The sequence below is a fragment of the Mycolicibacterium frederiksbergense genome, assembly GCF_012223425.1.
GTDB lineage: Bacteria > Actinomycetota > Actinomycetes > Mycobacteriales > Mycobacteriaceae > Mycobacterium > Mycobacterium frederiksbergense.
This window is the reverse complement of record NZ_CP038799.1, coordinates 2993231-3011793: the sequence shown is the minus strand read 5'-3', so window position 1 is coordinate 3011793 and position 18563 is coordinate 2993231. Positions and strand designations below refer to the sequence as shown.

Here is an 18563-nt window from a genome sequence, read left to right as displayed (position 1 = left end):
TGGACGTGCGGTCAGGCCGCGGCGCGCGGGTTACCCGCCCGCTTGGGCGCGGTTTTGCCGGACCCGGCCTTCTTGAGGGTAGGCCGGGCGGCGGGCTCGGCTGCCTCCTCCGGTTCCTCCGCCTCTTCGACCGCTTCGGCCTCTTCGGCGGGCGCCTCGGTCACGGCCTCCTCGGCCGGTGCTTCGGTCACGGCCTCCTCGGCCGGTGCTTCGACCGGAGCTTGCACCGGCGCCTCAGCCGACTCCTCGCCACTGCTCACCGGGGTCACCTCCGTTGCGGCGCTGCCGGTTTCGGCACCGGGGATGGTGATTGTCACGGTCTGGGCGTCGGCCGTCGGTGCGGTCGCCACCGAGGCGGTCGCCGGCGCCGTCGCCGGCTGACCGGCCTTGAGCGCGTTGACGATCACGCCGCGGATATAGGGCACCGTCTGGACCATGAAATCGCTGAGATGCGTCACCGCGTTCAGCAGCACATCGGCGACACCGTTCTGGACGGCGTTGATGACATTGATCGGGTTCAGTGTCCCGATCGACTTGAGCACCGATTCGGTGACCGTGACGAGGTTCTGCAGAACCGGAGTGGTCCCCACCGGGAAGCCGATACCGATGAACGTCTGCGCCAGCGCCACCGTGAGGGCGAGCCCACTCTCGAACGCCGCGGCGACCAGTTCCTGGCCGACCGCAAACGGGCGCTCGAGCGCATCCTGCAGCGGCACGGTGACGCCGGTGATGAAGTTGAGGATGGGCCCGAGGCCACTGGCGACCAGGCTGTCGATCGCGCCGTTGACGTCACCCGTGCGCAGGATGGCGCCGGCGGCCTGCAGGGCCGCGGGCAGTCCCTGCACCAGCTCGGTGAGCGCGGCACCGCCACCGTTGATGGCCGCCAGCAGCTTCGAGACCGTGTATCGCTGGTTGGCGAAGACCTGACGCAGGATGGGGAACGGATCGGCGAACTCGGCCTGCAGCGTTTCGCGGATCAGATCACCCGCGGCGTTGACGACCGGCGTGAAGACCGTGATCGGGTTCTCGATGGATGCCGCCAGGTTGACCGACGGCAGGTGCAGATCGGCGCGCGGGGCGATCGGAGCCACCGCGATCACGCTGGCTCCGGCCAGCGCAACGCCGGCCGTCACATACGGCTTCATGGTCAATTGCATGGACATGTTCTCTTTGCCATCCCTTCAGGCGGTTCCCCCGGACCGGAGATAACTTACTCACCGGTAAGTTGCCGTCAAGGAACTCACACAAAGTGGCAATCGCTGTCACATTTTCCACAATCGCACATTGCGGTTTCGTAACGTTGCTGTTGAACACCGCTTTTGTCGTACTTTTCGATTTCGGCAAACTACCGCTCTTGGCAACTCCATAGTTTCTTACGCAAACGATCTAGTTGTCTGCGCAACTATCGACCGCGCCACTCGGGTGTTTGCCGCAAGTAGACTACCGCCCAGTAGGACCTGCGTGATTCAGCACACAACCAGGCCTCGGTGTGGTGTGCGCCATGCCCCTGCCGGGTATCCCGACGCGCCCGCACCACGAGTTCGCGGCCCGCCCGGGACGGTCATCTCAGCAACAGCGCGCGACCATCGAGCCCCCGTTGCCGGGACCGCCGGTATCGCGCAGCGGGTGCGGATTCCTGGCGTCCACATCGTGAGACGCCGGCGTTCAGTCGGTGACCCAGTTTCCGTGGAAGCCGAACGGCACGCGCCGCGGCAGCGCGATGGTGGCCACCGGTGGCCCACCGAAGTTCGAGGCGTCCAGGATCACCAGATCACTACCGTCGCGCACCGGGTCGTAGACGTAGCTGAGGTACCAGCCGCTGCTCTCGTCGGCTGGGCCGGTCGCCGGCACGAACACCGCTTCACCGGACACCGCCGGACCGAAGGAGTGCGTCTCGGCGGCGCCCGTGGACAGATCGTGACGCACCAGATCGGCATCCCCTACCGAGACCGAGTAGCGCGCCGCCAGTCCGGCCAACCGATCGTCGATGCGCGGGAACTCGATGCTGCGATCATCGAGTTGGCGTTCGGTGACCGTGCCGGCATTCAGGTCGATCCGCCACTCCCACAGCACCGCCTGCTCGCCGAAACCGCCGTCGTTGCGCCACAACTCCGGGTACCGAGCTGCCTGCAGCACAATCGAATTCGTGTCATCGAAAGCGTTCGCGACATGGAAGATGTAGCACGGGTCGATATCGAACCAGCGGATGGCGCCGAAGGGATCATCACGGCGCAGCACACCGAACCGGGCGCCGTAGGAATCGCTCCAGCGGTACGGCATGTCTCCTTCACCCTTGCCGGCGACCTCCAGGTCGAACACGATCGGCAGGTCCATGAAGATCACATGATCGGCGGTCATGGCGAAGTCGTGCATCATGGTGTGCGCCTTGACATCCACCGGCCGGTTGATGATCAGCTCCCCGTCCGCGGCCACCCGGTGGTAGGTGACGTAGGGCTCGAAGAGGCTTCCGTAGCCGAAGAAGTGCATCTCACCGGTGGTCGGGCAGATCTTCGGGTGGGCGGTCATCGAGTTGGTGAGCTTGCCCCCGAAGTCGTAGGCGCCCAACGTTTCCAGCTCACTGCAGATCTCGTATGGGAACGACGATTCGACCAGGGCCAGGGTCTTCCCGGCGTGGTTGACCACGTGCGTGTTGGCGACCGCGGCGCGCAGGTTGCGGGATCCGTCGGCGTTGTACAGCGGGAAATCCGCCACGAAGCTATCGGTGCGGACCCAACGGTTGCGGTACCACTTCGCCGCCCCGCCCTCGAGCCGGACGCCGTGGATCATGCCGTCACCGGCGAACCAGTGCGCGTTGGCCGTGCGCGGGTTTGGCCCGTTGCGCAGGTACCACCCGTTGATCTCGGGCGGGATCACGCCCTGAACGGACAGGTCGTATTCGCTGAGCTCATCGGCAACGGGCGCATAGTTGCCGCGCCGGAAGAAGTCACCCTCGGCGGGCAGTGCGGAGGCTGTGGTCATGACACCACGATGACATTCCACTAGTGACATGTCAAGACTGGAATGTAGGATGCCCGCCATGAGCTTGCGAATGGCGGCGCTCGGCCTGCTGAGCCAACATCCGGGCAGCGGGTACGACCTGCTCAAACGGTTCGAGAAGTCGATGGCCAATGTCTGGCCGGCCACCCAGAGCCAGCTCTACGGCGAGCTGAACCGGTTGGCGGACAACGGATTCATCGAGGTCACCGAGATCGGCCCGCGGGGGCGCAAGGCGTATCGGGTCACCGAATCCGGGCGTGCGGAACTCCTGCGGTGGGTGACCAACCCGCAGGACGACCCACCCGGCCGCAGCCCGGAACTGTTGCGCATCTTTCTGCTCGGCGAACTCCCCCGCCGCGACGCCACCGCCCACGTCCGAGCGCTGGTCGAGCACGCCGAATCCGAACTGGCCCGCCTGCGAGCGCTGCGCGAGACCCTGCATTTCGATGGCTCCGACGACTCCTTCTATGGCAACGCCGCCCTCGAGTACGGCCTGCGTTTCGAGGCCATGCAGGCGGACTGGGCGCGCTGGCTGGTGACCGCCATCGAAGATCGCGCCCGCAACTAGTTGCATCGCGATAGCTTCCGATATATCGTTAACGCATCGGAAGCGCGATCCGTGCTTCCCTCTCACGAAAGAAGCACCCCATGAACACCCCTTTCACACCCCCCAACCCCGCATTCGGCTTCGGCCCGGCAGCCTTCGGCCCCGTCGGTTTCGATCGACGGCACGCCCGCCGCGAGTTCCGCGATCACATCCGCGAGCAGGCCGCCGGCCAGCAAGGTCCATTCGGCCCGGGATTCGGTCCCGGCTTCGGCAGAGGATTCGGCCCCGGCTTCGGTGGGCCAGGCTTCGGCGGCCCCCGTGGTCGCGGCGGCCGTGGTCGCGGCAGGCGCGGTGACGTGCGCGCCGCGATCCTGACCCTGCTCACCGAACGTCCCATGCACGGGTACGAGATGACCCAGGAGATCGCCGCCCGCAGCAACGATCTGTGGAAGCCGAGCCCCGGCTCGGTCTACCCGACCCTGCAACTGCTGGTCGACGAGGGTCTGATCACCCCGACCGCGAGCGAAGGCAGCAAGAAGACCTTCGAGCTCACCGAGGAAGGCCGCGCGGCGGCCGCCAAGATCGAGACCGCCCCGTGGGATGAGATCGCCGAGGACGCCGATCCCAACGCGGTGAACCTGCGGGCAGCGCTGGGCCAGTTGTTCGGCGCCGTCGGGCAGTCGGCGCACGCCGCCTCCACAGATCAGCAACGCCGCATCCTCGACATCGTCAACAACGCACGTCGGGAGATCTATCAAATTCTCGGCGAGGAGTGACGCCCGTAGCATGGCCAGACGATGATCACCGGTAATTTTCTCGATGTTCTGATCCCGCTGCTGGTCGCGGTTCTCGCCGCGGCCGGCAGCGTGATCGGAATCCCGTTCCGCGACGCCGATTCCTACACCCGCCGCCGCGGCATGTGGCTGCTGATGTTGGTCGCGGTGTCGGCGATCGCCACCTACGCCGCGCTCGATTCGACCTCCGCGGGAGGGAGCGCACTCGAGGCTGCGGGGCTGGCAGCCGCGGCCGTCGCCGCCGCCGTCGGCGCCCATGTGCTCTGGCGCAGAGTCGTTCTCGATGCCGAGCGGGGCACCGCCACGAAGGCCGCCGTCGCCACCGGACTGGCTGTGGCGGTCATCATCGCGGCGGTGTCGTTCAGTTACGTCGACGGGAAAGCCTGCCGTCAGGTCGAACCACTCATCGCGCTGAGCGCCCAATCGTTCGTGATGCCGAGCTTCACAAACGAGCCAGGACCTACGCCCGGCGATTTCGACGAACGCGCCCGGGCAATCCGCGATGAGGCGCGTCAGATCGCTCCCGGCGAGATCGCGGATCACGCCGGCAGGCTGGCCGATCTGGCCGGCCAGATCGCCTTTGCGGTCCGAAACGACGACACCGCCCAGCACGCCTTGCTGGGCGCCCAGTACTACGAAGAACTGAAGCCCATCCTGCGCACGTGCCGGATCGGTCTGAGCAGCTAGCTTCGGATCACGGCAAGTCCAACCCTGGCGCCGGCGCGGCAGGCCCGCCATATTCCGACCGGTGACCATCACCGACAGCCCACCGCCCGACCAGACCGCCGCGGATCGTTCCACCGTCCGCACGGCCCTCACCGCCAGTCTGGTCGGCACCACCATCGAGTGGTACGACTTCTTCCTCTACGCCACCGCGGCAAGCCTGGTGTTCAACACCGCGTTCTTTCCGGACCAGAGCTCCTTCGTCGGCACCCTGCTGGCCTTCGCCACCTTCGCCGTCGGCTTCCTGGTCCGGCCCATCGGCGGGTTCGTCTTCGGGCACATCGGCGACCGCATCGGCCGCAAACGCACCCTCGCGTGGACGATGTTGCTGATGGGCGGGGCCACCGCGCTCATGGGGTTGCTGCCCACCGCCGCCCAGATCGGTGTCGCCGCGCCGATCTTGTTGCTGCTGCTGCGCATCGTGCAGGGCTTCGCGCTCGGCGGTGAATGGGCCGGTGCGGTGCTGCTGGCGGTCGAGCACAGCACCCCGAAACGGCGCGGTTTCGCCGGCAGCATCCCGCAGGTCGGGCTGGCCCTCGGTCTGGCGCTGGGCACCGGCGTCTTCGCCCTGCTGCAGACGGTGATGTCGGCCGAGGCATTCCTGTCCTATGGCTGGCGCATCGCCTTCCTGTTCAGCATTGTCCTGGTGGTGTTCGGCGTCGTCGTACGGCTCAAGGCCGCCGAGACCCCGGCCTTCGAGAAGCTCAGAGCCGACGATGACCTGGCGCCGACGCCGCTGCGGGAGCTGTTCGGTGGAGCGTCGCTGCGTCCCACGCTGCTGGGCATGCTGAGCCGCTGGGGCGAGGGCGCGGCGTTCAACACCTGGGGAGTGTTCGCCATCGCCTACGCCACCAGCGCGACCGGCCCGCTGCACCTGGGCAAGGTCGACGTGCTGATCGTGGTGACCGCGGCCGCCCTGCTGATGGCGGCGCTGCTGCCCGTGTCGGGTCTGCTCGCCGACCGCTTCGGACCCCAACGCGTCTACGCGACCGGTATCGCCGCCTACGCGGTGGCGATGTTCCCGGTGTTCGCGCTGTTCAACACCGGGAGTCTGGCGGCTTTCACGATCGGCATCGTCATCGTGTTCGGCGTCATTCACGCCTGGTTCTACGGCGCGCAGGGCACGCTGTACGCCTCGCTGTTCCCGACCCGGATCCGGTACACCGGCCTGTCCACGGTCTATCAGCTCTCCGGCGTCTACTCCTCGGGCCTGACCCCGCTGATCCTGACCACGCTGATCGCGCTCGGCGGTGACGCACCGTGGTTGGCCTGCGGCTACCTGGTGGCCACGGCGCTCATCAGCGTGGTGGCGACGCTGCTGCTCAAGCCCAAGGACCTGGCCGACTTGTAGCCTGACGGACGTGACCGACCTGGATCGCATGCCCCGCGGTGGCCCCGATGCGTCCTGTCTGGACCGACTGCTGCAGACCGACCGGCCCGAGTATCTGGATCGCACAGATGTCGATCCCGCGGTCAAACGCAGCGTGGTGGATGCGTTGGACTGGACCGGCCGGGTGTTCGGCAACCACCGGCAGTTCGGGCACCTGGTGCTCGACGAGATCGCCGACGTACCGGATCCGAAGGTCCTCGAACTGGGAGCCGGGCATGGGGCACTGTCGGCGGTCATTCTCGAAGGACACCCCACCGCCCACGTCACGGTGACCGATGTCGAGCCGGACTCGGTCGCCGCGATGGCCGCCGGTGAGCTGGGCAGCCATCCGCGCGCCCTGGTGCGGGAGATGGACGCCACCGCCGTCGACGCACCCGACGGCCATTTCGCGCTCGCGGTGTTCGCCCTGTCCTTTCATCACCTGCCGCCCGCGACGGCCGCCGCGGTGCTCGCCGAGGGCACCCGCGTCGCGGACAAGCTGCTGATCATCGACCTGCCCCGACCACCGGCACCGTTGCATGTGCTGCGGCTGGCCACGATGCTGCCGCTGGCCCCGTTCATCCCGTTCGTGCACGACGGTGTCATCAGTTCGCTGCGCAGCTACAGTCCGTCGGCGCTGCGCGCACTGGCCGAGCACGCCGGTGTCGACATCGAATTACGGGGCGGTCTGCTCAGTCCACAGATCGCGGTGGCCGTTCGACGCTAGTGTCGACGCTGTGGGCGAAGAGGTTTCCCGCACGGAGTTCAGCCGCGCACAGCGCCGCGAATACCGGCGCAAGGTCCAGCTGTGCCTGGACGTGTTCGAGACGATGCTGTCCCAGTCCAGCTTCGAGTTCGACCGGCCGCTCACCGGCATGGAGATCGAATGCAACCTGGTCGACGCTGACTACCAGCCGGCACTGCGCAATCAGGAGGTGCTGGCCTCCATCGCCGACCCGGCATATCAGACCGAACTGGGCGCCTACAACATCGAATTCAACGTTCCGCCCCGCCCACTGCCCGGACAGTCCGCGCTGGAACTGGAGGCCGAGGTACGTGCCAGCCTGAACGCCGCAGAGGCCAAGGCAACCGAGGACGGCGCACACATCGTCATGATCGGCATCCTGCCCACGCTCATGCCCGAACATCTGGAGTCAGGGTGGATGAGCCAGTCGACCCGCTACCAGGCGCTCAACGACTCCATCTTCACCGCACGCGGCGAGGATATCGACATCGACATCACCGGGCCCGAACGCCTGTCGCTGCAGTCGGCCGATATCGCACCCGAATCCGCTTGCACCAGTATGCAACTGCATCTGCAGGTGTCGCCGGCGGAGTTCGCGCAGAACTGGAACGCCGCGCAGGTGCTGGCCGGCCCGCAACTCGCGCTGGGCGCCAACTCGCCGTACTTCTTCGGCCACGAGCTGTGGGCCGAGACCCGCATCGAACTGTTCGGTCAAGCCACCGACACCCGGCCCGACGAACTCAAGACCCAGGGTGTGCGCCCACGCGTCTGGTTCGGTGAACGATGGATCACCTCGATCTTCGACCTGTTCGAGGAGAACGTCCGCTACTTCCCGGCACTGCTGCCGGAGATCTCCGAGGAGGACCCGGTCGCCGAGCTCGCGGCCGGGCGCACCCCGCAACTCTCGGAATTGCGCCTGCACAACGGCACCATCTACCGGTGGAACCGACCTGTCTACGACGTGGTGAACGGCAAACCGCACCTGCGGGTCGAGAACCGGGTGCTGCCCGCCGGGCCCACGGTGCTGGACATGCTGGCCAACTCGGCGTTCTACTACGGCACCTTGCGGGCCCTTACCGACGAGGACCGCCCGCTGTGGAGCAAGATGAGTTTCGCTGCGGCACAGCATAATTTCTTCGCATCGGCGCGGCACGGAATGGACGCCCGGCTGTACTGGCCCGGCCTGGGCGAGGTGACGGCCGACGAACTCGTGTTGCGGGAGCTGCTGCCGCTGGCCCATGACGGGCTCCGACGCTGGGGCGTCGCCACCGACGTACGGGAACGCTTCCTCGGGGTCATCGAGGCACGCGCCAAGACCGGTCGCAACGGAGCCGCGTGGCAGACCGCCACCGTCCGTGCGCTGCAGGAACGTGGTCTGGCGCGGCCCGCGGCGCTGGCGGAGATGCTGCGTATGTACTGCGAGCACATGCATACCAATGCACCGGTACACACGTGGGAGACACCCACCGCGTGAGCGCGCGTACGTTGGATGTCATGGCATCTGAGGTACTGGACTGGGACAGCGCATACCGCCACGACAGCGAGTTCCAGGGACCACCGCCGTGGAGCATCGGTGAACCGCAACCCGAACTGGCGGCGCTGATCTCGGCGGGCAAGGTGCGCAGCGACGTCCTGGACGCCGGCTGCGGGCATGCCGAGCTGTCACTGTCACTGGCGTCAGACGGTTACACCGTGGTGGGCCTCGACATTTCGCCGACCGCCATCGCCGTCGCGAATCGTGCAGCGCAGGAACGCAACCTGCGCTACGCCAGCTTTGCCCAGGCCGATATCACCTCCTTCACCGGCTACGACGGCCGCTTCCAGACCGTCATCGACTCGACGCTGTTCCATTCGCTGCCCGTCGACGGCAGACACAACTACCTCCATGCCGTGCAGCGTGCCGCGGCCCCGGGGGCGCGCTACTACGTCCTGGTGTTCGCCAAGGGAGCGTTCCCCGCCGAGTTGGAGAACAAGCCCAACGAGGTCGACGAGTACGAACTGCGCGATATCGTGGCGGCGCACTGGACCGTGGACGATATCGCGCCGGCGTTCATCCACGCCAACATACCGTCGGGGCCGGGGGCGCCGTTCGGCATGGCCCCGCATGACCACGACGACAAGGGCCGAATGAAGCTGCCGGCCTTCCTGCTGACCGCGCACAAGTAACACCGAGCTCACCCATACTGCCCGAACGGGCAGTAAAGGCCGACCATTCGGCTCGCGCGCCAACCTCGGTTGACCAATAGCGTTGTGCAGCATGAGTGTTACCACCGTTCGGCCGGCCGAGGTCGACCCGTTGAGCCCGGTGTCCGGTGGTGTGTGGCGCGGGAGCGGCGTACGGGTGCGGCGACGGGCCGGGACCCGGCGTGAGCATCCGGACAGGCCACGGTTCTGTGCCGACCGCCGCGGCGGCGTCCTCACCGTCGAACATGACCTCACCCCCGATGAACTGTCCGACCAACTGGCGGTTCTGCTGACCGAACAACTGGACGGAATTCTGCTGGGCCGCCACGATTTCGAGTCGGTGTTCACCGGGGTCGTGCGCACCACCGTGCCCGGCAGGCTCGCCGCGTGGTCACGGTTCTACCGTAATTCACTGGACGCGCTGGAATCCGGGCAGACCGCCTTCGCGACGGTCCACCGGCGGGCTGCCGACCTGGTGACCGGGCCGTGGCTCCTGGACCTCGGATCGTGCTTCGGTTTCTTTCCATTGCGGATGAGCCGGCTGGGCTACGAGGTGACGGCGACCGATCTGAGCACACCGACGATGAATCTGCTTGCCCGCGTGAGCTCTCGCTTGGACCGGTCGCTGCGCACCATCGCCTGCGACGCCACACAGGTTCCGCGTGCCGACGGCGCGGCCGATACCGTCACCGCGCTGCATCTGCTGGAGCACCTCGATCCCGACACCGGCGACGCGGTGCTGGCCGAAGCGTTGCGGCTGGCGCGTCGCCGCGTGGTGGTGGCGGTGCCGTTCGAGGATGAACCGCAGGCCTGCTACGGGCATGTCCGCACCTTCGACATGGCGACGTTGCGCGATCTGGGTTCGCGGTTCACCGGTGTGCACGTCAGGGTCTTCGAGCATCACGGCGGCTGGCTGGTGCTGGACCGGATCTAGATCAGCCCGCGCTTGCTGGCCGCGTACACCGCTTCGGCCCGCCGGCTCACCTGGAGCTTGCGCATGATATTGCTGACATGGAACTTCGCGGTGGTCGCGGAGATGAACAACTTCTCGCCGATCCTGTTGTTGGACAAACCGGTTGCCAACAAGCGCAATACTTCCAGCTCACGGTCGGTGAGCTGCTCACGGTGTTCGGTGCGGCCATTGAGCGAGCGCACGACCGCCGCGGCACTGCGCGAATCAAAGGCGCTCTCCCCCGCCGAGATGGCCCGGATCGCCCGGACCAGCTCGGTGGTGTCGACGTCCTTGACGACATACCCCCTGGCCCCGGCGTGCACCGCCCGCACCACCAGGTCCTCGTCCAGGAAGGTCGTCAGCACCAGCAGCCCCAGCTCCGGGTACGCGGCGGAAAGTTTGGTGCACAACGACAAACCCTCGAAATCCGAACCCGCCGAGAGTTTCAGGTCGAGCAGCACGACGTCCGGCCGCACCGCAGACACCATGGCCTCGGCCTCCGGCTCCGTCGAGGCCTCCCCGACGACCACCAGATCGTCCTCGCGCTCCAGCAGTGACCGCAGCCCCTGCCGCAGGATGGCGTGATCGTCGACCAATGCCAACTGGATTGTCATCGTGGACTCTTTTCCCTGGGAATGGTCGCGACCAGCCGCACCCCGCCGATTCGGGAGCGTTGCACCGCAAGCGATCCGCCGTGTTCACGACAGCGGGCGAGCATATTGGCAAGGCCGCGGTGGTGCCCGTCGACATCGGTGACATCCGCCATCCGCAGCATCAGGCGCAGCTTCTCCGGATCACCGCAGCCATCGTCGGCGATGGACAACGTGACCGCCTCGGCCCGGTACTGCAACCGCAGGATCGCCCGGCTGCCCTTGCCGTGCATCGCCGCGTTGAACAGGGCTTCGCCGGCCACCCGCAGCAGCGCGTGCTCGGCGGCACCGGGTAATTCCGTCACGGACCCCTCGACTTTCAGGGTCACCCGCAGATCTTCGGGCATATGGACGGTGGCCAACTGCGCCAGCAGTTCCGGCAGGCTGGAGCGGCCGGCGTCCTCGGGATGGTTGAGCGCATAGATCGCCGAGCGCAGCTGCTCGGTCGCCGAGCGGGTCAGCGTCTTGGCCATGTCCAGACGGTCGGCGAGATCGGCGTTGCCGGCCAGGGAGCGGATCTCGCTGCGGCACACCTCGATCTGCATACCGGCCGACAACACCGTCTGAGTGACACTGTCGTGTAGCTCGCGGGCGATGCGATGCCGCTCGTTGTCGAGCACCTGATGGCGTTGGGCGGCGCCGAGCTCGCGCTGGGTGGCCAGCAGCTGGGCGTTGCGCGCCTCGGACTGGGCCAGCAGCGACTGCGAGCGCTGGAACAGCTCGCAGTTGTGCAGTGCGACAGCGGTCTGGCTGGACAGGATCCGCATCACCGTCTCATCGGTACCGTCCAACGTCCGGTGACTGGGCGTCCACGCCGCGAAGGCGCCGATCACGCCGCCGTCGAGTTCGATGGGGACATGGGCGTGGTGCGGTTCGATCACCGGCAGCCGGAACTGGGCAAGCTGCCCGCGCAGGATGTCGTTGAGCCGGTTGAGCACCACGTCGGGCAAATGCGGAACGGGATGCTTTGCCCCGGAGAGCCCTTCGAATGAATACGGGTTGCCGTCGGCGTCGAGGATGAGGTGGCGCGGGTGGGCCTCGGGCAGCGCACCGTCGGCCAGCGCGAGCAGCACCCATTCGGCGCCGAGATGGACCCGGGCCGCCTCGGCGGCCGCCCGCACCAGCTTCTCCGGCCCGTTCACCGTCTGCACCAGGGCGCGCGAGATGGCATCGAGGGCGGCGATGACGCGTTCGGTGCGCTGCGCGGCGACCCGGAATTCCGGGTAGAACGTCGGCTTGCCGGAACGCACTCCGGTCAACCGCTCGAGATCCGGCTGGGCCCTCACAATGCGGCCCGGAACAGTGCCTGCAGCTGGGCCTCGTCGGCCGCGCGGGGGTTGGTCGTGATGCACGCGTCGGCCATGGCGTTGCGAGCCAGCACGGGTACGTCGGAGTCGTGCACGCCGAGATCGGCCAGGCCCCGTGGCACACCCACCTTCTGCGCCAGCTGTTGCAGGTGATCGGCAAGGGCCAGTGCGGATTCCAGCTCAGGCGCGCGCGTGTCGGCGATGCCCAGATTGGCTGCGATGACGGCGAACGGAGCCGGGTCGGCCTCGGCGTTGAACCGCACCACATGCGGCAGCAACACGCCATTGATGACACCGTGCGGCAGATCGAGCAGCCCGCCGACCTGATGACTCATCGCGTGGGCGGCGCCCAGGATGGCGTTGGTGAAGGCGAGCCCGGCCTCCAGCGCGGCCTGCGCCATCAGCACCCGGGCGCTCATCTCGCGTGGTTGTTCGATGGTGGTGACCAGGTTCTCGGTCACCATCACCACCGCCCGCAGCGCGTGATGATCGGTGAGCTGGTTGTGCCCGAGGGATACGAACGCCTCGATACCGTGGGTCAGGGCGTCCAATCCGGTGGCCGCATTGAGCCATTCCGGCATCGTGGTGAGCAGGCGCGGGTCGATCACGGTGATATCGGGGACCAGTGCACGTCCCAGAATGGTGATCTTGGTGTTGCGGGCGGTGTCGGTGACGATGCAGAACTGCGAGACATCGGCGCCGGTGCCCGAGGTCGACGGCAGCACCACCAGCGGCGGGATCGGCATGGTGGCCTTGTCGACGCCGGCGTAGTCCAGGATGTCTCCGCCGTTGGCGGCCAGGATCGCGATGCCCTTGGCGGCGTCGATCACCGAGCCCCCACCGAGCGCGATCAGCACATCGCAGCCCCGGGACCGGTAGAACTCATGCCCCGCGGTGATCTCGTGGTCCTTGGGGTTGGGAGTGAGCGCACTCCACACCTGGGCCTGGACGCCCTGGTCGCGCAGATGGCCGACGAGCTCGTCCACCCAGCCGGCCTCGATCAGGCCGGGATCGGTGACCAGCAGCGGACGCTGGCCGCCGAGCCGGAGCGCGGCGTGCGCCGCCTCGGCCATCGAGTCGATACCGAACACGATCTCGGGGGCATGAAATTTGAGCAACCGGGAGGGCACCACACGACCTCCCTGCTGCTGTGTGATCCACGTAACACGACCAGCCTACGGGGCCGACCGGGCGCAACCAATGTGCAGGTGGGCAGGCTTTCACCTACCCGATCGGGCAGGTAGGACGTTCACGAGAGGGCATGCGCGAGCTCTGCCGCCCTGGCCGTCAGGGCCTCGGCATCGCCGGCCACCACCACGCGATCGCATACCTGCGCGTAGTCCGGCAGGGCGCAGGTGGCCTGGCGCCAGTAGCGCTGCGGCTCGGGCGTCACCCACGCCAGCCGGTGTACCCGCCGGCGCAGCGCCCGCAGCCGGTCGACCCCGGGCGGCAGACCGCCGCTGCGGCCGTCGCCGACGATCAGCACTGCGGTCCGGGAATCCAGGGCGTCGGCCTGGCCGCGCAGCATCTCCTCGAACACCTGCCCGTAATCGCTGCTGGCCTGCAGATCCAGGTTCCCCTCGGCGAGCACCGCGGCCAGCGCGTCATCGCCGCCGGCACGCAGCAGGATCTCGGTGACGTCGACGGGGCGGTCCACGAACGCCATCACCCGGCAGCGGTGTGCCCGCCGGTGCATGGCCTGCGCCAGCCGCAGTGTGAACGCGGTGACCGGGCGCACCGACAACGACACGTCCGCGATGACCAGCAGCCGGATCCGGTCCGGCAACGGGGTGCGGGTCATGAGGTGAAAGGGCACGCCGTCGGTACGCATGCTGGCCCGGACCGTGCGCCGCATGTCGAGCCGGCCGCGGCCGCGCTCGCGGGGACGGGCCCGCGGTGCCCCGCGCATCCGGCGCAGCACCTCATGGCAGGCCAGGTCGATATCGGCGGCCAGCCCTGCACCGGAATCGGTTTCGCGGAGTTCGGGTTCGGCGGCCAGTCCGCTGCGCCGCGCCAGTGCCGCGACGAACCCCTCGACCGCCTGCGTCAACTGGTCGAGCTGCTCGGCGGTCAGCGGTTCCTCACCGGCGTCGCCACCGTAGGTGCGAGTCGGGTCGTAGGCGTCCAGCCAGGCCAGGATGGCGTCCGGGTCGTCGAAGCTCAGCGAGCCGGCCACCACGGGTGCCACCGAATCGGCCAGCTCGCCCGCCCCGCGAGACACGGCCCGATCCACTTCGACGGTGTAGCGCATGCCGCGGCGGCCACCGTCGGCCTCGGAGGAGACCGTCAGCTGGTCATCGGCACCGGTCACGCTGAAATCGTCGTCGTCCTTGTGCGGGTTGAAGCCCCGCTCCGCGTCGGGGGTGTCGAAGTGGTCGCCGACCTCGGCGGCCCGTTCGTTGTATTCGGCGTACCGACCGACCTCGAGGCCCTCGTCGACATCGAGTTGGTCGGGCAGGCCCGAGCCGGTGTGCGCACGGCTCGGGCCCGCCCCCGGCTCCTCATCTTTCGTGCCGCGCCGGCCGAACAGGGCATCGAAGGCGCGGTCGAAACCGCGTTGTTCGCGTTGATATTTCGCGCACGTGGCCCGCAGTGCCGCCCGCAGCCCGCGGCGGTCGGCGGCGCCGAGCAACCCCAGCACGCGTCGCACCTCGATGACCTCCGCCGGTGAGGTCGCCACCCCGGCGCGGCGCAGCAGCTGCCCGAATGCCGCCGCAACGGCGTCCAGAATTTCCGACGGAGTCACCGCCCACCACGCCCGCGAAACGCCGAGGTGGTGGTGTTGGCCGGACGCGATGCCACCGTCACCCGCTCCGGGACAACAGTTTCCGCCGCGTGGCTGGGTGCGTCACCGAGGTGGCGCAGCGCGATATCGCGGTCACTGGTGAACTTCACCAACGCCGAGAGCAACACCGCGTCGGTGCTGCCGTGGCCGAGCAGCGCGGCCGCCCTGGCACCGTCGATCACCTCGGATATCGACGGACTCTTCCGCAGCGGCAATTCGCGCAGCGTGCGCGCGAGTTCGACGACGGTGGCGACCACCCCAGGTTCGACGTCCGGCGCGCGGACCGCGACGATCTCCCGTTCCCGCTGCGGGGTGGGGAAACCCAGGTGGTAGTGCAGGCACCGGCGCTTGAGGGCGGCGGACAGTTCCCGGGTGTCGTTGGAGGTCAGCACCACCCACGGAACCGACCGTGCCACAAAGGTGCCGATCTCGGGGATGGTGACCTGGCGTTCGGCGAGCACCTCGAGCAGCAAGGCCTCCATGGCTTCTTCGGTGCGGTCCACCTCGTCGATGAGCAGCACCACCGGCTGATCGGAGAGCACCGACTCCAGCAGCGGCCGCACCGACAGGAACTCCTCGGTGTAGAGGTCCGCCGCCTCGATCACCTTGTCCCGCATCATCTGTACGTGCAGCAACTGTTTGGCGTAGTCCCATTCGTAGAGCACCCGGTTGTCGTCGAGTCCCTCGTAGCACTGGAGCCGGATCAGTCGCCGGCCACCCGCCGCGGCGAGCGCCTTGGCCAGCTCGGTCTTGCCGACCCCCGCCGGGCCTTCCAGTAGCAGCGGTCGGTCCAGCGCGGTGGCCAGATGCACCACGGTGGCCAGATCGTCGTCGGCGATGTAGTCCTGCTCGCGCAGCGAATCGGCGAGATCGGTTGCGGTGCCGAATGTTATCGGATCATCACGCATGGGTATGTGCGCAGTGGTCACGGCGGGCTCCTCACACGACAGATCAGTAGGTTTCGTTGATCGCGTGCCCGACAACGGGAATCATCGAACCGACGGTGACCTCACGCGGGTTGCCCGGGGTGCACCAGTCGTCCTGGATGTGCTCCGAGATCGCCAGCACGGTCTTGTCGTCGCCCAAGATCACGTCACCGCGACCGGAGTACTTGCCGGTGTTCATCCGGTTCTTCTCGTACGAGTCGGTGCGGACCGCGGAGAAGTTGTCCGGGATCCCGACGTCCTGGGAGAGCCGGATGGCGGCTTCGACGGCGGCGTCGGCGGCCTGCACGGTGGTCATGTTGCGGGTGTCGACTCCCATCGCGGTCGCCAGCTGCGCGTACCGCTCGTAGCGCGAGGGCAGGTTGTACTCCCACACCCGGGGCAGCGCGATGGCGTTGTTCAGTCCGTGGTGGCTGTCGAAGAAGGCGCTGACGGCGTGGCTGATCGAGTGCACGATGCCCAGGCCACCGGAGTTGAACGCCTGACCGGCGATGTACTGCGCGTTCATCATGCCTTCGCGGGCCTTGAGGTTACGTGGCTCGAACACCGCCTCCCGCAGATTCTTGGCGACGAGTTCCACCGAGTACAGCGCATTTCCGAGCGATGGCGCGAAGTCGAGCCGGGACACGAACGGCTCGCTGCCGTGCGCGAGCACGTCGAAACCGCAGTAGGCGGTGAAGTGCTGTGGGCAGGTGTAGTACAGCAGCGGGTCGTCGATGGCCAGCGTGACGATGGTGGCCTCGTCGAAGCCGACCCACTTGTGCGGGTGCTCCATGTCCGAGGTGTCGGTGATGACATAGGCCCACGAGGTCTCCGAACCCGTTCCGGCCGTGGTGGATACCGCGATATGCGGTGGGTTCTCCTTGTTGGTGGACTTGGCGAAGCCCTCGAACTCGTTGATGTTGCGGCCGTCGTGCGCGATCACCACACGGGCGCCCTTGGCGGCGTCATGGCTGGAGCCACCACCGATGGAGATGATGCTGTCGCACTTCTCCTGCTGATAGAGCGCGGCGGCCTCCATGACGTTGTAGTCCTTGGGGTTGGACTCCACCTTGTCGTAGAGGACGACCTCGACACCCTGGTACTCGATCTTGCCGGTGAGTTCTTCGATGATCCCCGAGCCCCGCAGGCCGGTGGTCATCAGCAGGGCGCGCTTGAAGCCGAGGTTCTTGGCCTCCACTCCGATGATGTCGTGTGCGCCGACACCGAGCAGGGCACGGGGGAACGGGTGGAACTCCTTGATCGGAAAGTCCCAAATCTGGTTCAGCTCAATGGCCATCGGTCGACTCCTCGTGGTATCGGACGGGCGGAAGACCCTCCTGACACCACCGTGGACCTTCGTGGTCCGCGTCACAACGATGTTGCGCTGCTACCCGCCGTCCGGCACGCGGAAACTGCCCGATCGGGTAGGCGTCACAGTCCGCCTCGCGATACCAGTTGGGCAGCGATGACGTTGCGCTGGATCTCGTTGGTGCCCTCGCCGACGATCATCAGCGGGGCGTCGCGGAAGTAGCGTTCCACGTCGTACTCGGTCGAGTAGCCGTAGCCGCCGTGGATGCGCACCGCATTCAGTGCGATCTCCATCGCGATCTCGGAGGCGAACAGTTTGGCCATGCCGGCCTCCATATCGCAGCGCTCACCGCTGTCATAGCGCTCGGCGGCATACCAGGTCAGTTGGCGGGCGGCGGTGAGTTTGGTGGCCATATCGGCGAGGTAGTTGCCGATGGCTTGGTGTTTCCAGATCGGCCGGCCGAAGCTTTCGCGCTGTTGGGCGTAGGCCAGCGAGTCTTCGAGTGCGGCGGTGGCCACCCCCAGCGCGCGGGAGGCGACCTGGATGCGGCCGGTTTCCAGGCCCTTCATCATCTGCGCGAAGCCCTTGCCGGGGGTGGCGCCGAGGATGGCGGTGGCCGGGATGCGGTAGTCGTCGAAGGACAGCTCGCAGGATTCCACACCCTTGTAGCCGAGCTTGGGCAGATCGCGGGAGACCGTCAGGCCGGGGCCGTGCTCGACGAGCACGATGGAGATGCCCTTGTGCTTGGGCTGCGCGCTCGGATCCGTTTTGCACAGCAGCGCAATCAGATCCGAGCGCCGGGCGTTGGAGATCCAGGTCTTGGCGCCCGAGATCACCAGGTCGTCGCCGTCGGTCCTCGCCACGGTGGTCATGGCCTGCAGGTCGGAGCCGCCGCCCGGTTCGGTGAGCGCCATGGTGGCACGGACCTCGCCGGTGGCCATCCGCGGTAGATACGTCTGCTTCTGTTCCTCGGTGCCGAACAGCGTGAGCAGTTTGGCCACCACGGTGTGTCCGCCCATCGCGCCGGCCAGGCTCATCCACCCGCGGGAGAGTTCCTGGGTGACCCGCGCGTAGCAGGGCATCGATACCGGCGATCCGCCGTAGGCCTCCGGCACCGCCAACCCGTAGATGCCGATCTGCTTCATCTGCTCGATCCAGCGTTCGGGGTACTCGTTCGCGTGCTCGAGCGTCTGCACGCTCGGCTTGACCTCCCGGTCGACGAACTCGCGCACCGTCTGGATCAGGAAGGTCTCTTCGTCGTTGAGCGGGGCCATC

At 67.3% G+C, this 18563-nt stretch carries 18 protein-coding genes; 9 read left to right on the top strand and 9 right to left on the bottom strand.

What is annotated here, in order from left to right:
* Nucleotides 1–11: 11 nt before the first annotated feature.
* Nucleotides 12–1163, bottom strand: coding sequence for a hypothetical protein (locus EXE63_RS17500; protein ID WP_168142993.1), 1152 nt, complete (start codon nucleotides 1161–1163; stop codon nucleotides 12–14).
* 338 nt (nucleotides 1164–1501) lie between these two features.
* Between EXE63_RS17500 and EXE63_RS17495 the strand changes: the two genes are divergently transcribed.
* Nucleotides 1502–1654 (top strand): hypothetical protein, encoded by a 153-nt coding sequence (locus EXE63_RS17495; protein ID WP_168142992.1) that lies wholly within the window; start codon nucleotides 1502–1504, stop codon nucleotides 1652–1654.
* Between the two features lie 11 nt (nucleotides 1655–1665).
* Here EXE63_RS17495 and EXE63_RS17490 read toward each other — a convergent pair whose 3' ends face one another.
* Complete coding sequence (locus EXE63_RS17490) at nucleotides 1666–2979, bottom strand: carotenoid oxygenase family protein (protein ID WP_168142991.1); 1314 nt, start codon at nucleotides 2977–2979, stop codon at nucleotides 1666–1668.
* Nucleotides 2980–3037: 58 nt separating this feature from the next.
* Here EXE63_RS17490 and EXE63_RS17485 point away from each other — a divergent pair, with 58 nt between their 5' ends.
* The 8 genes from EXE63_RS17485 (at nucleotide 3038) to mftM (ending at nucleotide 10293) form a co-directional block, all read left to right on the top strand.
* Entirely contained in the window at nucleotides 3038–3565 is a 528-nt protein-coding gene (locus EXE63_RS17485; protein ID WP_168142990.1) for a PadR family transcriptional regulator, read from the top strand.
* 80 nt (nucleotides 3566–3645) lie between these two features.
* Nucleotides 3646–4320, top strand: a complete 675-nt coding sequence (locus EXE63_RS17480; protein ID WP_168142989.1) for a PadR family transcriptional regulator — start codon at nucleotides 3646–3648, stop codon at nucleotides 4318–4320.
* A 21-nt stretch (nucleotides 4321–4341) separates the two neighbouring features.
* On the top strand, nucleotides 4342–5025 hold the full coding sequence (locus EXE63_RS17475) for a hypothetical protein (protein WP_168142988.1): 684 nt from the start codon (nucleotides 4342–4344) through the stop codon (nucleotides 5023–5025).
* A gap of 61 nt (nucleotides 5026–5086) precedes the next feature.
* A complete protein-coding gene (locus EXE63_RS17470) occupies nucleotides 5087–6412 on the top strand; it encodes an MFS transporter (RefSeq protein ID WP_168142987.1) in 1326 nt (441 codons plus the stop codon).
* Between the two features lie 28 nt (nucleotides 6413–6440).
* Nucleotides 6441–7157 (top strand): class I SAM-dependent methyltransferase, encoded by a 717-nt coding sequence (locus EXE63_RS17465; RefSeq protein ID WP_168145640.1) that lies wholly within the window; start codon nucleotides 6441–6443, stop codon nucleotides 7155–7157.
* A gap of 10 nt (nucleotides 7158–7167) precedes the next feature.
* On the top strand, nucleotides 7168–8649 hold the full coding sequence (locus tag EXE63_RS17460; RefSeq protein ID WP_168142986.1) for a glutamate-cysteine ligase family protein: 1482 nt from the start codon (nucleotides 7168–7170) through the stop codon (nucleotides 8647–8649).
* A 20-nt stretch (nucleotides 8650–8669) separates the two neighbouring features.
* A complete protein-coding gene (locus EXE63_RS17455; RefSeq protein WP_168142985.1) occupies nucleotides 8670–9341 on the top strand; it encodes a class I SAM-dependent methyltransferase in 672 nt (223 codons plus the stop codon).
* A gap of 91 nt (nucleotides 9342–9432) precedes the next feature.
* Nucleotides 9433–10293, top strand: coding sequence for a mycofactocin oligosaccharide methyltransferase MftM (mftM, locus tag EXE63_RS17450; protein WP_168142984.1), 861 nt, complete (start codon nucleotides 9433–9435; stop codon nucleotides 10291–10293).
* On the opposite strand, the gene EXE63_RS17445 is transcribed toward mftM, so the two are convergent.
* The 7 genes from EXE63_RS17445 to EXE63_RS17415 form a co-directional block, all read right to left on the bottom strand.
* A complete protein-coding gene (locus EXE63_RS17445) occupies nucleotides 10290–10925 on the bottom strand; it encodes a MadR family response regulator transcription factor (protein ID WP_168142983.1) in 636 nt (211 codons plus the stop codon). The genes mftM and EXE63_RS17445 overlap by 4 nt on opposite strands.
* Nucleotides 10922–12247: a MadS family sensor histidine kinase gene (locus tag EXE63_RS17440; protein ID WP_272955810.1), complete on the bottom strand. Its 1326-nt coding sequence runs from the start codon at nucleotides 12245–12247 to the stop codon at nucleotides 10922–10924. The genes EXE63_RS17445 and EXE63_RS17440 overlap by 4 nt, the downstream gene beginning before the upstream one ends.
* Nucleotides 12244–13341 carry an iron-containing alcohol dehydrogenase gene (locus EXE63_RS17435; protein ID WP_234904600.1) on the bottom strand — a complete coding sequence of 366 codons (1098 nt, stop codon included), beginning with the start codon at nucleotides 13339–13341 and terminating at the stop codon, nucleotides 12244–12246. Before EXE63_RS17435 ends, EXE63_RS17440 begins: the two co-directional genes overlap by 4 nt.
* A gap of 176 nt (nucleotides 13342–13517) precedes the next feature.
* Entirely contained in the window at nucleotides 13518–15014 is a 1497-nt protein-coding gene (gene madC / locus EXE63_RS17430; protein ID WP_168142982.1) for a MadC family VWA domain-containing protein, read from the bottom strand.
* Nucleotides 15011–15961: an AAA family ATPase gene (locus EXE63_RS17425; RefSeq protein WP_210000802.1), complete on the bottom strand. Its 951-nt coding sequence runs from the start codon at nucleotides 15959–15961 to the stop codon at nucleotides 15011–15013. The genes madC and EXE63_RS17425 overlap by 4 nt, the downstream gene beginning before the upstream one ends.
* 43 nt (nucleotides 15962–16004) lie before the next feature.
* Nucleotides 16005–17276, bottom strand: a complete 1272-nt coding sequence (gene mdo, locus EXE63_RS17420; protein ID WP_168142980.1) for an NDMA-dependent methanol dehydrogenase — start codon at nucleotides 17274–17276, stop codon at nucleotides 16005–16007.
* A gap of 134 nt (nucleotides 17277–17410) precedes the next feature.
* The gene (locus tag EXE63_RS17415) at nucleotides 17411–18562 is read right to left on the bottom strand and encodes an acyl-CoA dehydrogenase family protein (protein WP_168142979.1); all 1152 of its coding nucleotides are present in this window, start codon (nucleotides 18560–18562) and stop codon (nucleotides 17411–17413) included.
* Between the last annotated feature and the right edge of the window lies 1 nt (nucleotide 18563).

Excerpts from the sequence above, each read along its gene's own strand:
- EXE63_RS17500 (WP_168142993.1), bottom strand. The coding sequence starts at position 1,163 with ATGTCCATGCAATTGACCATGAAGCCGTATGTGACGGCCGGCGTTGCG.
- EXE63_RS17495 (WP_168142992.1), top strand. The coding sequence starts at position 1,502 with ATGCCCCTGCCGGGTATCCCGACGCGCCCGCACCACGAGTTCGCGGCC.
- EXE63_RS17490 (WP_168142991.1), bottom strand. The coding sequence starts at position 2,979 with ATGACCACAGCCTCCGCACTGCCCGCCGAGGGTGACTTCTTCCGGCGC.
- EXE63_RS17485 (WP_168142990.1), top strand. The coding sequence starts at position 3,038 with ATGAGCTTGCGAATGGCGGCGCTCGGCCTGCTGAGCCAACATCCGGGC.
- EXE63_RS17480 (WP_168142989.1), top strand. The coding sequence starts at position 3,646 with ATGAACACCCCTTTCACACCCCCCAACCCCGCATTCGGCTTCGGCCCG.
- EXE63_RS17475 (WP_168142988.1), top strand. The coding sequence starts at position 4,342 with ATGATCACCGGTAATTTTCTCGATGTTCTGATCCCGCTGCTGGTCGCG.
- EXE63_RS17465 (WP_168145640.1), top strand. The coding sequence starts at position 6,441 with ATGCCCCGCGGTGGCCCCGATGCGTCCTGTCTGGACCGACTGCTGCAG.
- EXE63_RS17455 (WP_168142985.1), top strand. The coding sequence starts at position 8,670 with ATGGCATCTGAGGTACTGGACTGGGACAGCGCATACCGCCACGACAGC.
- mftM (WP_168142984.1), top strand. The coding sequence starts at position 9,433 with ATGAGTGTTACCACCGTTCGGCCGGCCGAGGTCGACCCGTTGAGCCCG.
- EXE63_RS17445 (WP_168142983.1), bottom strand. The coding sequence starts at position 10,925 with ATGACAATCCAGTTGGCATTGGTCGACGATCACGCCATCCTGCGGCAG.
- EXE63_RS17435 (WP_234904600.1), bottom strand. The coding sequence starts at position 13,341 with ATGGCCGAGGCGGCGCACGCCGCGCTCCGGCTCGGCGGCCAGCGTCCG.
- EXE63_RS17425 (WP_210000802.1), bottom strand. The coding sequence starts at position 15,961 with ATGCGTGATGATCCGATAACATTCGGCACCGCAACCGATCTCGCCGAT.
- mdo (WP_168142980.1), bottom strand. The coding sequence starts at position 17,276 with ATGGCCATTGAGCTGAACCAGATTTGGGACTTTCCGATCAAGGAGTTC.
- EXE63_RS17415 (WP_168142979.1), bottom strand. The coding sequence starts at position 18,562 with ATGGCCCCGCTCAACGACGAAGAGACCTTCCTGATCCAGACGGTGCGC.